General features: G+C 66.7%; 12 protein-coding genes. 11 read left to right on the top strand and 1 reads right to left on the bottom strand.

Annotated features, from left to right (window positions below):
• Nucleotides 1-387: a hypothetical protein gene (locus tag CR157_RS07555; protein ID WP_110282954.1), complete on the top strand. Its 387-nt coding sequence runs from the start codon at nucleotides 1-3 to the stop codon at nucleotides 385-387.
• A gap of 92 nt (nucleotides 388-479) precedes the next feature.
• On the opposite strand, the gene CR157_RS23210 is transcribed toward CR157_RS07555, so the two are convergent.
• Nucleotides 480-944: a cold-shock protein gene (locus tag CR157_RS23210; RefSeq protein WP_110282953.1), complete on the bottom strand. Its 465-nt coding sequence runs from the start codon at nucleotides 942-944 to the stop codon at nucleotides 480-482.
• Between the two features lie 62 nt (nucleotides 945-1,006).
• Between CR157_RS23210 and CR157_RS07545 the strand changes: the two genes are divergently transcribed.
• The 10 genes from CR157_RS07545 to CR157_RS07500 all read left to right on the top strand — a co-directional run bounded on the left by CR157_RS07545 (nucleotide 1,007) and on the right by CR157_RS07500 (nucleotide 12,214).
• Nucleotides 1,007-1,285 carry a SlyX family protein gene (locus tag CR157_RS07545; RefSeq protein ID WP_373681012.1) on the top strand — a complete coding sequence of 93 codons (279 nt, stop codon included), beginning with the start codon at nucleotides 1,007-1,009 and terminating at the stop codon, nucleotides 1,283-1,285.
• A 303-nt stretch (nucleotides 1,286-1,588) separates the two neighbouring features.
• Entirely contained in the window at nucleotides 1,589-3,205 is a 1,617-nt protein-coding gene (locus CR157_RS07540) for a phage tail sheath family protein (protein ID WP_110282951.1), read from the top strand.
• Between the two features lie 27 nt (nucleotides 3,206-3,232).
• Nucleotides 3,233-3,760: a phage tail protein gene (locus CR157_RS07535; RefSeq protein WP_110282950.1), complete on the top strand. Its 528-nt coding sequence runs from the start codon at nucleotides 3,233-3,235 to the stop codon at nucleotides 3,758-3,760.
• Between the two features lies 1 nt (nucleotide 3,761).
• Nucleotides 3,762-4,481 carry a phage baseplate protein gene (locus CR157_RS07530; protein ID WP_110282949.1) on the top strand — a complete coding sequence of 240 codons (720 nt, stop codon included), beginning with the start codon at nucleotides 3,762-3,764 and terminating at the stop codon, nucleotides 4,479-4,481.
• 1,036 nt (nucleotides 4,482-5,517) lie between these two features.
• Complete coding sequence (locus CR157_RS07525; protein WP_110282948.1) at nucleotides 5,518-6,822, top strand: DUF4255 domain-containing protein; 1,305 nt, start codon at nucleotides 5,518-5,520, stop codon at nucleotides 6,820-6,822.
• A complete protein-coding gene (locus CR157_RS07520) occupies nucleotides 6,819-8,936 on the top strand; it encodes an ATP-binding protein (RefSeq protein ID WP_110282947.1) in 2,118 nt (705 codons plus the stop codon). Before CR157_RS07525 ends, CR157_RS07520 begins: the two co-directional genes overlap by 4 nt.
• Nucleotides 8,933-9,166, top strand: coding sequence for a hypothetical protein (locus tag CR157_RS07515; RefSeq protein ID WP_110282946.1), 234 nt, complete (start codon nucleotides 8,933-8,935; stop codon nucleotides 9,164-9,166). Before CR157_RS07520 ends, CR157_RS07515 begins: the two co-directional genes overlap by 4 nt.
• Entirely contained in the window at nucleotides 9,163-10,983 is a 1,821-nt protein-coding gene (locus tag CR157_RS07510; protein ID WP_110282945.1) for an eCIS core domain-containing protein, read from the top strand. Before CR157_RS07515 ends, CR157_RS07510 begins: the two co-directional genes overlap by 4 nt.
• Before the next feature lie 40 nt (nucleotides 10,984-11,023).
• Nucleotides 11,024-11,593 (top strand): hypothetical protein, encoded by a 570-nt coding sequence (locus CR157_RS07505; RefSeq protein WP_110282944.1) that lies wholly within the window; start codon nucleotides 11,024-11,026, stop codon nucleotides 11,591-11,593.
• Between the two features lie 3 nt (nucleotides 11,594-11,596).
• Entirely contained in the window at nucleotides 11,597-12,214 is a 618-nt protein-coding gene (locus CR157_RS07500) for a hypothetical protein (RefSeq protein WP_110282943.1), read from the top strand.
• Nucleotides 12,215-12,219: the final 5 nt, after the last annotated feature.

Below are 12,219 nucleotides of genomic sequence, written 5' to 3'. Positions count from 1 at the left end.
ATGCAACGCTATCCGGATATCGAGATCTACCTGTCGCAGGTCCCGCTGGACGCCCTGAACGCCTGGCTCGGCGAGACCCTGGATGCCGGGCCACTCGCCCCCGCCGGCAAGCACAAGTGGCGCACCCGGGGCCGGCTCGGCGGCCGGGAGATCCCGGTGCTGCTGGTGGAAAAGGCCGCCGACGGCTTCGCGAGCCTCTGGCTCGACAGCCCCGACACGCCCTGGGAGAGTGACCAGGCCTGCGCTCACGCCGCCGCCGACCGGCTCGGCTGCGAAGTGCGCTGCTCGCTGGGCGGCTGGCAGCCCGGCGACGACCCGGACCGCTTCCTGCTGGTGCTGCCGGATGGCTCGGAACGGGAGATCGACTGGCCCGACTCCGGCCGGTAGCCCCGAAATGACAGCGCCCCGCAGAGGCGGGGCGCTGTGCTTCTTTTGGGGTTGCAACAAGTCAGCGAAAGCTGCCGAGCGCAGCCGCTTTCCTAGGTAATCACGGTGACGTCGTCGGCCTGAAGCCCCCGCTCGTTCTCGATCACGTGATAGCGCACCTTCTGGCCCTCGGCCAGGGTACGATGCCCCCGGCCGCGGATGGCCCGGAAGTGCACGAAGACATCCTCGCCGCCATCACGGGTGATGAAGCCGTAGCCCTTGTTGACGTTGAACCACTTGACCTCGCCGATCTCGCGGTCGTCGTCCTCGACCTCGGCCAGGTTGACCAACTGCGGGGTGAGGGCATTGACCGCCAGGGTGGCCACCAGCAACAGCAGGAAGACCGCGGCGGCGGCGGCGACAAAGACCACGGCCACACCGCCCACCTCGAGACTGGCGAACAGTTCCTGCGACAGCACGCCACCGGTGAGGTGCACGAACAGGGCGATCAACAGGGGGGCCGGTGCGGCCAGTAGGAGACTGATGAGACTACAACGAAGCACGACCTTTCGATTCATGGAACTGAGAGACTCTCTTGTAGTGGTGAAAGGAAGGAATGAACCATCATGAAGGTGCCACGATGAACAGCGACACACAGCGCGGGAATTCTACCATGGGCGGCGAATCGGCGCCCGCCGACCTGGCGCAGCGCCTGGACGCCCTGGAGAGCCGCATCGCCTACCAGGAACACTGGCTCGACACCCTCGACGAGGCGGTCGCCGTGCAGGAGAAGCGCCTGTCACAGCTCGAGCGGATCAATGCACTGATGCAGAAGAAGCTGCGCGACCAGCAGCGGGCGCTGCAGGACGCCGAGGCGGTGACGCCTCGGCCAGAGGATGAGATACCGCCACACTACTAGAGTGGTGATCACCGCCGGCCGCCCCCTGATCGGGCGCGGCCTCCTACTCCTGCCTTATTACACTCCCCCTATTTCCTTATAACAGGCTCGTCTTTAACCAACTTTAACCATATGTCTCCTAAACCAGACATAACATCACATAAACATTCTTTCGGTAAATAAGTGCTGGAATTCTCATCCCTCACTTACTAGCCTGAATCATGCATCCCACCTGCAAGCGAAGCACCGTGTTTCTCAAACTACGGCGCAGGGGTAGTCGTGTGTCAAAAGCGCCGGTCAACTTCCTGAAAGAGGAACCGCGCCATGCCAGCCTCGTTGACGTATCCCGGTGTTTACATTGAAGAAATTCCAAGTGGAGTTCGAACCATCACCGGCGTCGCCACTTCGATCACTGCGTTCCTGGGCCGGGCGGCCCGGGGGGCGGTCGACACACCGGTAGTGATCAATAGCTTCGGTGATTACGAACGGGTATTCGGTGGATTCGGCATCGCCTATCCGATGAGCTACGCGGTGCGCGACTTCTTCGCCAACGGCGGAGCACAGGCGATCATCGTGAGACGCTACACGACGGCGGCGCAGGGCGGCGCAACTACGGCTCAGATCGACGCCAACGGCTTGCTGGTGGAAGCCTCGAGCGCGGGCAGCTGGGGGAACACTCTTCGGGTTCGGATCGACTTCGACGTGCCGCAGCCGGCCAATCCAGGCGATCCCCATCCGCTGCCCTGGGTTGACGCGGAAGGGCTGACGAGCGCCGATCTCTTCAACCTGACGGTCCGGGACACGACGACGGGCGCGCAGGAAGCATTCCTGAATCTCACTACCGTCCCCAGTCAGCGGCAGGTAGACCGGGTGCTTGAAGCGGGTTCCACGTTGCTCCGCGCCACAGGCGCGCCGCCATTCACCTTTCCGACCGCGCATGGGGCGATCACGGACCCCACACAGATCTGGACGGACGACACCCTGTCCAGCCCGGTGACGACGAACGGTGAGGACAGCAGCAACCTGACCTCGCAATCCGACTTCAACGGCGACCGCGCATCCAAATCCGGGCTGTATGCGCTCGAGGACGCCGATTTGTTCAACATTCTTTGCATCCCGCCGGATACCCGCGGCGGCAACGTTCCAATCGCGGTTTGGGGCGAAGCACTGGCCTACTGCGTTGAGCGACGTGCGATGATGATCGTGGATCCGCCGGCCGAGTGGGGCAACGTAGCAGCCGTGCTAAACCAGAGTACCGGGCTGGCGTCACTGAATCTCACCGGGCTCGCGGCTCGGAACGCTGCGCTTTATTTCCCTCGCGTGCAGCAGTCCGATCCGTTACGCGAGGGACAGATCGACACCTTTGTCGCTTGCGGGGTCATCGCCGGAATCTGGTCAAGGACCGATGCCTCGCGCGGTGTCTGGAAGGCGCCGGCCGGGATCGATACGGCGCTGCGTGGGGTCGCGAAGCTAGCGGTCAGGCTGACCGACGACGAGAACGGGCAGCTGAACCCTCGCGGTGTGAACAGCTTGCGCACCTTCCCGATCACCGGCCGCGTGGTCTGGGGGGCGCGGACGCTCCGCGGAGCGGACCAGCTGGGCGACGAGTACAAGTACGTACCGATCCGCCGCCTCGCACTTTTCATTGAAGAGAGCCTCTACCGCGGTACGCAGTGGGTGGTATTCGAACCCAACGACGAGCCGCTCTGGGCACAGATCCGGCTGAACGTGGGCGCATTCATGCGCAACCTGTTCCGCCAGGGGGCGTTCCAGGGCAGCTCGCCCCGCGACGCCTATTTCGTGAAGGTCGACAGCGAGACGACGACGCAGACCGACATCAACCTCGGGATTGTTAACGTGGTAGTGGGCTTCGCACCGCTGCGCCCGGCCGAATTCGTCGTCATCAAAATCCAGCAGATGGCCGGCCAGATCGAGACTTGATAGATCGCTCAGGTCAAGGAGAGAGAAATGGCACAGTTTTCCGTCAACGCCGAGCGCTTCGATCCCTACAAGAACTTCAAGTTCCGGGTGAAGTGGGACGGCCGCTATGTCGCCGGCGTCAGCAAAGTGAGCGCACTGAGTCGCACTACCGAGGTGGTCGAACACCGCGAGGGCGGCGACCCTTCCACAGTGCGGAAGTCACCTGGCCAGACCAAGTTCGAGGCGATTACGCTGGAGCGCGGCGTGACCCATGACACCGAGTTCGAGAAATGGGCGAACAAGGTCTGGAACCTGGGTTCCGGCCTCGGCGCCGAAGTGTCGCTGAGAGATTTCCGCAAGGACATCATTCTCGAGCTGTACAACGAGGCCGGGCAGCTGGCGATCAGCTACAACCTGCTGCGCTGCTGGCCCTCGGAGTTCCAGTCGCTACCCGAGCTGGATGCCAGCGCGAACGCGGTCGCGATCCAGACGTTGAAGCTCGAAAATGAGGGCTGGGAACGCGATCCGGCGGTGACCGAGCCAGCCGAGGAGAGCTTCACCGATCCGGAGGACTGAGATGCAGACGCCGTCGGCTCTTCAGATGCTGCACCTCTGGGAGGAAGGGCAGGACCACCCGCCCTGGGCCCGTGCGCTGCTGCTGCTTGAGGCGGCAGAGACTGGCATGGAGCATGCCGCGCTCACCCGCCTCCCCCTGGGCGAACGCGATGCCCGGCTCCTGGAACTCCGCGCCCGGTTTTTCGGCGAGACATTGTCGAGCCTCGCCGACTGCCCCGCCTGCGGTGAGCGCTTGGAATTGAATTTCTCGATCGACGACGTGCGGCTGCCAGGACCCACGGCGGCACTTTTCCTGTTTGAGTCCGGGGACCTGTGCGTAAGCTTCCGCCTGCCCGACAGCACGGACCTCGAAGCGCTGCCACCCGGGCCGAATGCGACTCGCGCCTTGCTCGAGGCATGTCTGCAGGGCGTCACCCGCGGAGGCGCGCCGGCGGCACTCGCCGATCTGAACGAGGCCGAGGTAGCGGCACTCATCGCACACATGGGCGAGGCCGACCCGCGGGCGGATCTGAAAGCAGCGATGCACTGTCCGAACTGCTCCCATCGCTGGTCTGCGCGGTTCGACATCCTGGGGTTTCTCTGGGAGGAACTCAGTGCCTGGGTGCGCCGCGTCCTGGTAGAGGTGCACGTGCTGGCGCGCGCCTACGGCTGGCGCGAGGATGACGTGCTCGCCCTCAGCCCCTGGCGGCGGCAGTACTATATCGGGTTGGTGCGGTCATGAACGATTTCCTCGTCTCCCTTGTCTACCGCAACCTCGGAGCCTCGGCCGGGCCCGCGGCAGCGGACGGAGCGGTTCAACCACGCCCGCTCGCCACCTTCGAGCCTGGCGGACCCGGAGCCGAAGTACCAGAGCCTGCGGCAGAGGGCGCGGATACCGCCCCAGAGTCAACCCAGGACCAGCCCGCGCCGAGAGAATCCGTGCCACCGGCGCCCCCGCCTGTGCAACCGCGCGCCGCCTCCCGGCCGGCGCCAACGCCAGACGTGCCGCCCTCGCCTGAAGCGCCGGTCCGGCGGGCGCGCCTGGAACCCGCCGTCCCGCCGCGCCCGGATGAACAGCCAGCCCTGAACGCAGCACCGCTCGCCCCCCCGCCGGCACCCCCGACGAGCGAGGTGCCGCCGCCTGAGCCGCGCGACATACGGCCGGCCCCGCCACCCGACCGGGAACCGCCCGTGCAGACGGTGCGCCGGGAACCTCCCGCAGCGCTGCCAACCGAAGCGCCGCGGAATACGCAGCGGCAGGAAGTCACGCCAGAGCGGCCAAAGCTTCGCTCGCAGCGCGCAGACGCGCCGCTCCGGCAGATCATTCGCCAGATGGTGCTGTCGCCCCGCCTCGATCCCGCCCCGCGCCCCGCCCCCGGCGACCGGAAGCGGGATCATCAGGCGGGACTCAAGACACCGCCTCAAGCCCCGCTCAAGCCAGCCGCCGCAGCGCCCAGGCCGCCGGCGCCCACAACCGGGCCACTGCTCACCCCTGTGCCGCGCCAGCGTGCCGAGAACCCCGAGCCGGCACCAACGCCGCCGCGGGCCGCGCAGCCGGTCAGGCCAACGCCCGAGCCGAGCCTCGCCCCGGTGCCCGAACCGCTCCGGCTGCCTGAACGCACGCCACCCGAGACCGTCGTCAAAATAAGCATCGGCCGGATAGAGGTCCGCACCGGCGCCGCACCGGCCAAGGATGCACCTGCGCGCACGCCACGACCGGAACCGGTGCTGATGAGCCTGGACGACTACCTCGACCGCCGCTCGAGGGGGGCTGAGCGATGAGCAATGCCCTGTCGATCGCCGCCATCACGCTGACCCTCCGGAGCCTTCTCAACGAGGTGGCGACGGCCGACTACAGCACCCTGCCGACCGATGCGCGGCCGATGAACCAGATCGACGTCACCACCCTGCCGCCGGATCAGGCGCGCCCCGACAACAGCCGAAACCGGGTCAATCTCTACCTGTACCACACCCAGTACGACCCGGCCTGGCGCAACACCGACCTGCCGCGGCGCGGCCGACCGGGCGAGGCGCAGCCGCCGCTGCTGCCGCTGAACCTCCACTACCTGGTGACGGCTTACGCCGAGAACGACAACGAGCTGATCGGCCAGGTCCTGCTCGGCACCGCGATGCGAATCCTGCACGACAACCCGGTGCTGAGCCGGGCGGCAATCCAGGCCGCGATCAGCCAGGCCGAACTCGACTCCCAGGTTGAGCGGGTACGCGTCACCGCCCTGCCCTTCACGGTCGAGGAACTGAGCGGCATCTGGTCGGGTTTCCAGTCTGAATACCGGCTCTCGGCGGGCTACAGGGTCGGCGTGCTGCTGATCGAGAGCGCGCGCGCCACGCGCGCGGCGCTGCCGGTCCTGCGGCGCGGCTCCACAGACACCGGCCCGGCGGTGGTGGCCGGGCCGGCGCCCAGCCTGAGTAGCGTCGCCGAGTTTTTCGACGCGACACTCGCGGCGCCGCCATCCGCAGCGAAACCTGCGGCCGAGTTGGGCGATACCGTGGTGCTGACAGGCGCGAACCTCGGCGGCGCCGACATGAGTGTGCGCCTGACCCATGACCGCAGCGAGACGACCCACACGCCGCCGCTGCGGGACGAGAGGGACACCACCACCGTGCGATTCTCCCTGCCGCCCGTGACGGACCCGGCCGTCGCGCGCGACTGGCCCGCGGGTTTCTACACCGTGGAACTGGTCGTCGCGAGGCCCGATGCACCGCCCTGGACCACCAACCGCCTGACCTTTGCACTGGCGCCCCGGGTCAGCGCGCTGGCGCCCGCCGCCCAGCCCGTGGCCGCCCAACCCTTCGCCCTGACGCTGACCGCAACGCCACAAGTCCTGGCCGACCAGCGCGTGAGCGTCCTGATCGGCGACCGGGAGCTGGTACCCGATGCGGGCGGCGTGACCACCCCGGCGGATCCGGACGCGCCGAGTACCGTCTCGGTCACCGTCGACGGACTCGCCGAGGGGGATCACGTGGCGCGGCTGCGCATCGACGGCATCGACAGCCTGCCGGTCGATTTCACCACTGTTCCGCCGGCTTTCGACCCGGCCCAGACCCTGACGATCACACCATGACCTTGCCCGAGCACACTTCTGCCACCGACCCCGCCACGGTCGAGCCCGCCGCCAAGGACTGGCAACAGGCGAACGACGACTGGCTGTCAGCCTCGGTGGCACATCTGCGACTGTGCCTCACGGCGCTGGCGGCCGAACATACGCGTCCCGCCGAAGCGCCCCGCGGCGGCAACCGCTGGACCGCCTTACTCGGCGGCGGCGACACCAAGGTGTCCCCGCCGGTGCAGTCCCCCAGCAAGGCCGAGCTAAACGCCGCCCTTCGCAAGCGCGAGGAGGCCGAGCAGGCGACCGACCCGCCCCCGGCGCTCCACCTCCTCGGCGACCGCTTCGGCCTGACACCGTTCGAACGCGAGGTGCTGCTGCTGTGCGCCGCGGTGGAGCTCGACACCCGCGTCGCCGGTCTCTGCGCCGTGGCGCAGGGCGACGCCACACGGGTGTACCCGACCTTCGCGCTGGCCCTCGCGCTCTTCGATGAGCCCGCCTGGGACGTGATGTCGCCGATCCGGCCTCTGCGCTACTGGCGGCTTCTCGAGATCAACCAGCCGGGCAACCAGCCGTTGACCGGGAGCGCGCTGCGGGCTGACGAGCGGGTGGTGAACTTCCTGAAGGGCCTCTCCTATCTCGACGACCGTCTGTCGCCGTTCCTCGTGCCGTTCGAGGCGGACTTCGACGGCAACCTGCCGCCCTCGCAGGAGGCCGCGGCCGCGCAGGTGGCGCGGCACCTGAGCCAGACGGCGGAGGGCACGACGCCGCTCGTCCAGTTGGTCGGCACCGACCCGATCAGCCAGGAGATGGTCGCCGAGCAGGCCGCGCGCGCACTCAACCTGACGCTCTACAAGCTGCCGGCGACGATGCTTCCGCGCCAGGCCACGGAACTCGAGACACTGGCGCGGCTCTGGCACCGCGAAAGCCTCCTGATGCCCATCGCGCTCTACCTCGATGCGCGGGAAATGGGCACTGGCGACGAAGCGCCCGAGCCAACGCTCGCGCGCTTCCTGGCACGCTCGGGCGGGGTTTTCCTGATCGGTACGCGCGAGGGACGAGGTGATCTCGGCCCGATGGTCCAGGCCGTGCATGTCGCCAGGCCGACAGCGGTGGAGCAAGTCAATGTATGGTCTGCTGCACTGAGCAGCGCGCCGCGCGAGACCGTCGCGCAACTCTCCGGCCAGTTCGACCTCAACGCACCGGCGATCCGCCGCATCGCCCGCGTCGTGGGCAACGGCGGCGCGACCGGCGGAGCCCTCTGGCAGGCCTGCATCGAAACGAGCGCGCTTCGCCTCGACCGCCTTGCCGAACGCATCCGTCCCGTCGCGACCTGGAACGACATCGTGCTGCCGGAGACCGAGGAGACGCTGCTGCGCCAGCTCGCCGCACAGGTGGCACGCCGCGCGCAGGTCTACGACGAGTGGGGTTTCCGGGCCCGAATGAACCGCGGGCTCGGCATCAGCGCGCTGTTTGCCGGCGACAGCGGTACCGGCAAGACCATGGCGGCCGAAGTGATCGCCAATGCGCTCGATCTCCGGCTCTACCGGATCGATCTCTCGGCGGTGGTCTCGAAATACATCGGCGAAACAGAGAAAAACCTGCGCCAGCTCTTCGACGCGGCCGAGGGCGGCGGTGCGATCCTGTTCTTCGACGAGGCCGACGCGCTGTTCGGCAAACGCTCCGAGGTGCGCGACAGCCACGACCGCTATGCCAACATCGAGACCAGCTACCTGTTGCAGCGGGTCGAGAGCTTCCGCGGCCTGGCGATCCTCTCGACCAACATGCGCGGCGCACTCGACACCGCCTTCCTGCGCCGCCTGCGCTTCGTGATCAACTTCCCCTATCCCGGGCCTGCGCAGCGTCGCACGATCTGGATGCGTGCCTGGCCGCAGGGCGTGCCACGGGAAGGCCTCGACTACGACCGCCTGGCGAAACTGAACCTGTCGGGCGGCAATATCGCAACGGTGGCGCTCAACGCCACCTTTATGGCGGCGGAGGAAGGCGGGCCGGTGACCATGCCCCGCGTTCTCGCCGCGGCGCGGGCCGAGTACGAGAAGCTCGAGCGCCCTATCCACGAGGCTGACTTCCGCTGGCGCGAGCCGGAGCGACTGAAGGAGGCAAACACATGAGGGTCGAGGTGGAGATCGGGACGATCGAGGTGGATGCGCTACCCGAGGGCGTCACCGTCGAGGCGCTGCGCACTTCGATCGTCGCAGAACTCACAGCGCAGATAAGAGCCAGCGGCGTTCCGAAGGTCGGGGACAGTGGCCGCGCGCCCCCACGGGGGGAGAATTACGGGGCCAGCGACGCTCCGGGCGTCGAGATCGCCCGCCGTATCTACGGGGAGTTAGGCCGATGAGGATACAACGCAACGTAGAGAGACTCGAAGCACGGGGCACCGCCGCGCGCGACCATGTGGCAACGCCGGTCGCGGCCCCCTCGGGACTATTGCAGCGGGCCTGCGACTGCGGTCAACACACTGGCGGCGGCAGCTGCCACAGTTGCGCGACCGAGGCTGCCGCTGCGCGCCCGAATCGATCCACGGTCGAAACGGCCGGTCTTCCCAACGCGGTGGGCGATGTGCTCCGCTCTCCGGGGCGCTCGCTCGACGGTTCTGTGCGGAGTTTCATGGAACCCCGCTTCGGGCACGATTTCAGCCATGTGCGCGTCCACACTGGGGAGAAGGCGGCGGCCTCCGCGGCTTTTGTCGGTGCGCGGGCCTACACCATCGGCAACGACATCGTCTTCGGTGCGGGCACCTATGCTCCGGGCTCCGCCGAGGGACGCCGGCTGATCGCCCACGAGTTGACCCACACGCTGCAACAACGCCAGGGGCCCTCGGTGCAAGCGAAACCGCTGATCAGTGGCCCCCAGGGTGCGGACGAGCAGCAAGCCGAGCGCGTCGCCGACGCCATCATGGCCGGATCCGAACCGGTTTCCGACGTGTTCGCCAGTCCCAGCGGGCGGCTCCAGCGCGACTGCGGACCTGCTCAGATCGGCACGCCCGCCGGCTGTGATCCGCAGGCACCGACCTTTGTCGCCGGCCAAAAGCTGGTCAAGTTCAACTTTGACTGCGACACATTCGCGCCCGGAGAGGAGGCGAGCCTTGTCACTTTCACCGGGAGAATCGCTACGTCCGGACCGGTCACGATCCACGGGTACGCAAGCACCGATGGCGATCCGACCTATAATAAGCACCTTTCCTGCGCTCGCGCGCTCAAGACGAAGTCCCTGCTGGAGACGAATGGCGTCGCCTCTGCCCGTATAACCACGCAACGGCACGGGCCAACGGCAGGCCCGGTCGACGAGCGGCGCAGTACGACGGTCGAGGCACCGCTCGCACCGACGCCGGTAACACCTCCCCCGATGCCGCTTTCGGTTGCGTTTACTAATGTGGACGCAGACACCTCGCCCGCCGGAATGCCGGATCGGATTCCGCCACGGGTCGATACGATCGTCGGCGTTGGTGTTGTTGGCTTCACGCCACCGATGGCCCCGATCACGATCTCGGTCGACGGCTCTGGCGGCGGCAATGGCGATTTGACGATCGACGGTGCGGCCACGGCAAGTGTGACCTCAAGTACGGCTTTGCGCCTGCGCGGCACCACGCAGACCGACGTGGGCAATGGCGGTAACCTCAGCCTGGTCGCTGAGCAGGGCGGGACGCGTCTGGCAACGAGCAACAGCTTCTCGGTCAGCTCCATCCCGCAGAACTGGTCAATCAGCTTCCGAAGCCTGGTCACCGGGCCTCGGCGCGGGTTTGTCGTGAACGACCGGTGGGAGTCCGACAGCGGTGTCGTCGCCGACCTCGACGAGACGGAAATCTCCGAGATTGTCGATCCCGCTTTGACCTCCGGGTCACTCGCCGGTGTGGGCATCACGGTCTCTGGGTTCCTGCCCGGTGACAGCTTCACCACCGACGAGCACTCGTCGTCGGCGGCGACCACCGCGACGGGCACTGCTGTGTTGAACCAGGTCTCGATTTTCAATGACGACCGGACAGGTGCGACGGATATCCCGCTGACCAACGGCGGATACCAGATCACGCACATCATCCTCGGCCTGCCGGCCACGTCTATCGTGACGACAGCGAAGAACGGGGCCTCGGTCACGGCCGGGGGGTTCACCTCGAACGCGGGTGCCGGCTCCGTCATCCGAACCCAGACCATACCATGAGCGCGCGACGCCAGTGTGCCCGGCAAAGGACCCGCAAGCGATGAACGCAGCCAACAATCAGCCAGGACCCGGAGATCGGAATCCGCAACGGCAGAGCCGGCCGCCGCGCCTGTACATGCGGGTCGGCGATCGCCTACACGCTGCGCCAGAGGACGTCCAGGAGGCCGCGAGACGCTATCCGCTGATCGCGGAAAAGGGCGCAGTCCACGGCGGCAAACGCCTGACTATCCTGTCGCCACGCACGACGTTTGCCCCGAACGAAGACATCCACATCATTCACGTACTCGAGGTGGTCGAGCCCGGTCACGACGTCCACATCATGGGCCCCAAGGCAGTATACGGCGAATACCTCGACGGAACGCTGTTCACAGCGCCGCCTCCCGCGGACACAGATCCCTTCCGGCCCGGTCTCTACAATGGTGCCACACTGTCCAGTCCAGCAATCGACTACAACTTCGATGTCACCGTCTACAGTTTTCCCGCGCCGGGCCGCCACGACTTCGAGTGGCGAGTCGGTGCGCTCCATTCGAATACATTGCGGATCGAGGTCGTCGAGAACCCGAGGGGTATCGCGGCCGGCAGCGATGCCGCGCTGCCAAACCGAGGGTAGTTTATGCGTAAAGGCGCCCTGATAGGCCTCGACCCGTTCAACCCCGTCGCCTCGGTGACGGTGTTCCAGTTCAATCCGGAAAAGCTCACCCGGACACTGGGGCCGCAGACGTCCGGAACGGCGGGGTCGATCTTCGAGACCGAGCGGTTGAAGGGGCCGCCGGAGGAGACGATCAAGTTCGATCTCAAGTTCGACGCCGCGGACGATCTCGACATCGGTGACGGGATTACCGAGTCGCTGGGACTGTACCCGCAGCTCTCGGCGCTGGAAATGCTGGTGTACCCGAAGAGCGCGCTGGTGATCACCAACACGGTGTTGCTGGCCACCGGCACCATCGAGGTGATCCCGCCCAGCGGGCCGCTCACGCTCTTCGTCTGGGGGCCACAGCGAATCCTGCCGGTACAGATCAAGGAGTTCACGATCGAGGAACAGAAGTTCGATTCGAACCTGAACCCGATCGAGGCCAAGGCAACGTTGGCCCTGCGCGTGCTGAGCTACAACGACCTGTCGCTCACCCACCCGGGCTACTGGATCTTCCTGCTTCACCAGATCGCCAAGGAGGTGTTCGCCACCATCGGCAGCATCGGCAACGTGGACAATCTGGACGAACTGTTCGAGTGAGGTGA

Source organism: Halomonas sp. LBP4, from assembly GCF_003202205.1.
In the GTDB taxonomy this organism is placed as follows: domain Bacteria; phylum Pseudomonadota; class Gammaproteobacteria; order Pseudomonadales; family Halomonadaceae; genus Halomonas; species Halomonas flagellata.
The sequence above is the reverse complement of the archived record's forward strand: the minus strand, read 5'-3'. Positions and strand labels throughout refer to the sequence as shown.

Coding starts and splice junctions, on each gene's coding strand:
- CR157_RS07555 (WP_110282954.1), top strand. CDS start 1: ATGCAACGCTATCCGGATATCGAGATCTACCTGTCGCAGGTCCCGCTG.
- CR157_RS23210 (WP_110282953.1), bottom strand. CDS start 944: ATGAATCGAAAGGTCGTGCTTCGTTGTAGTCTCATCAGTCTCCTACTG.
- CR157_RS07545 (WP_373681012.1), top strand. CDS start 1,007: ATGAACAGCGACACACAGCGCGGGAATTCTACCATGGGCGGCGAATCG.
- CR157_RS07540 (WP_110282951.1), top strand. CDS start 1,589: ATGCCAGCCTCGTTGACGTATCCCGGTGTTTACATTGAAGAAATTCCA.
- CR157_RS07535 (WP_110282950.1), top strand. CDS start 3,233: ATGGCACAGTTTTCCGTCAACGCCGAGCGCTTCGATCCCTACAAGAAC.
- CR157_RS07530 (WP_110282949.1), top strand. CDS start 3,762: ATGCAGACGCCGTCGGCTCTTCAGATGCTGCACCTCTGGGAGGAAGGG.
- CR157_RS07525 (WP_110282948.1), top strand. CDS start 5,518: ATGAGCAATGCCCTGTCGATCGCCGCCATCACGCTGACCCTCCGGAGC.
- CR157_RS07520 (WP_110282947.1), top strand. CDS start 6,819: ATGACCTTGCCCGAGCACACTTCTGCCACCGACCCCGCCACGGTCGAG.
- CR157_RS07515 (WP_110282946.1), top strand. CDS start 8,933: ATGAGGGTCGAGGTGGAGATCGGGACGATCGAGGTGGATGCGCTACCC.
- CR157_RS07510 (WP_110282945.1), top strand. CDS start 9,163: ATGAGGATACAACGCAACGTAGAGAGACTCGAAGCACGGGGCACCGCC.
- CR157_RS07505 (WP_110282944.1), top strand. CDS start 11,024: ATGAACGCAGCCAACAATCAGCCAGGACCCGGAGATCGGAATCCGCAA.
- CR157_RS07500 (WP_110282943.1), top strand. CDS start 11,597: ATGCGTAAAGGCGCCCTGATAGGCCTCGACCCGTTCAACCCCGTCGCC.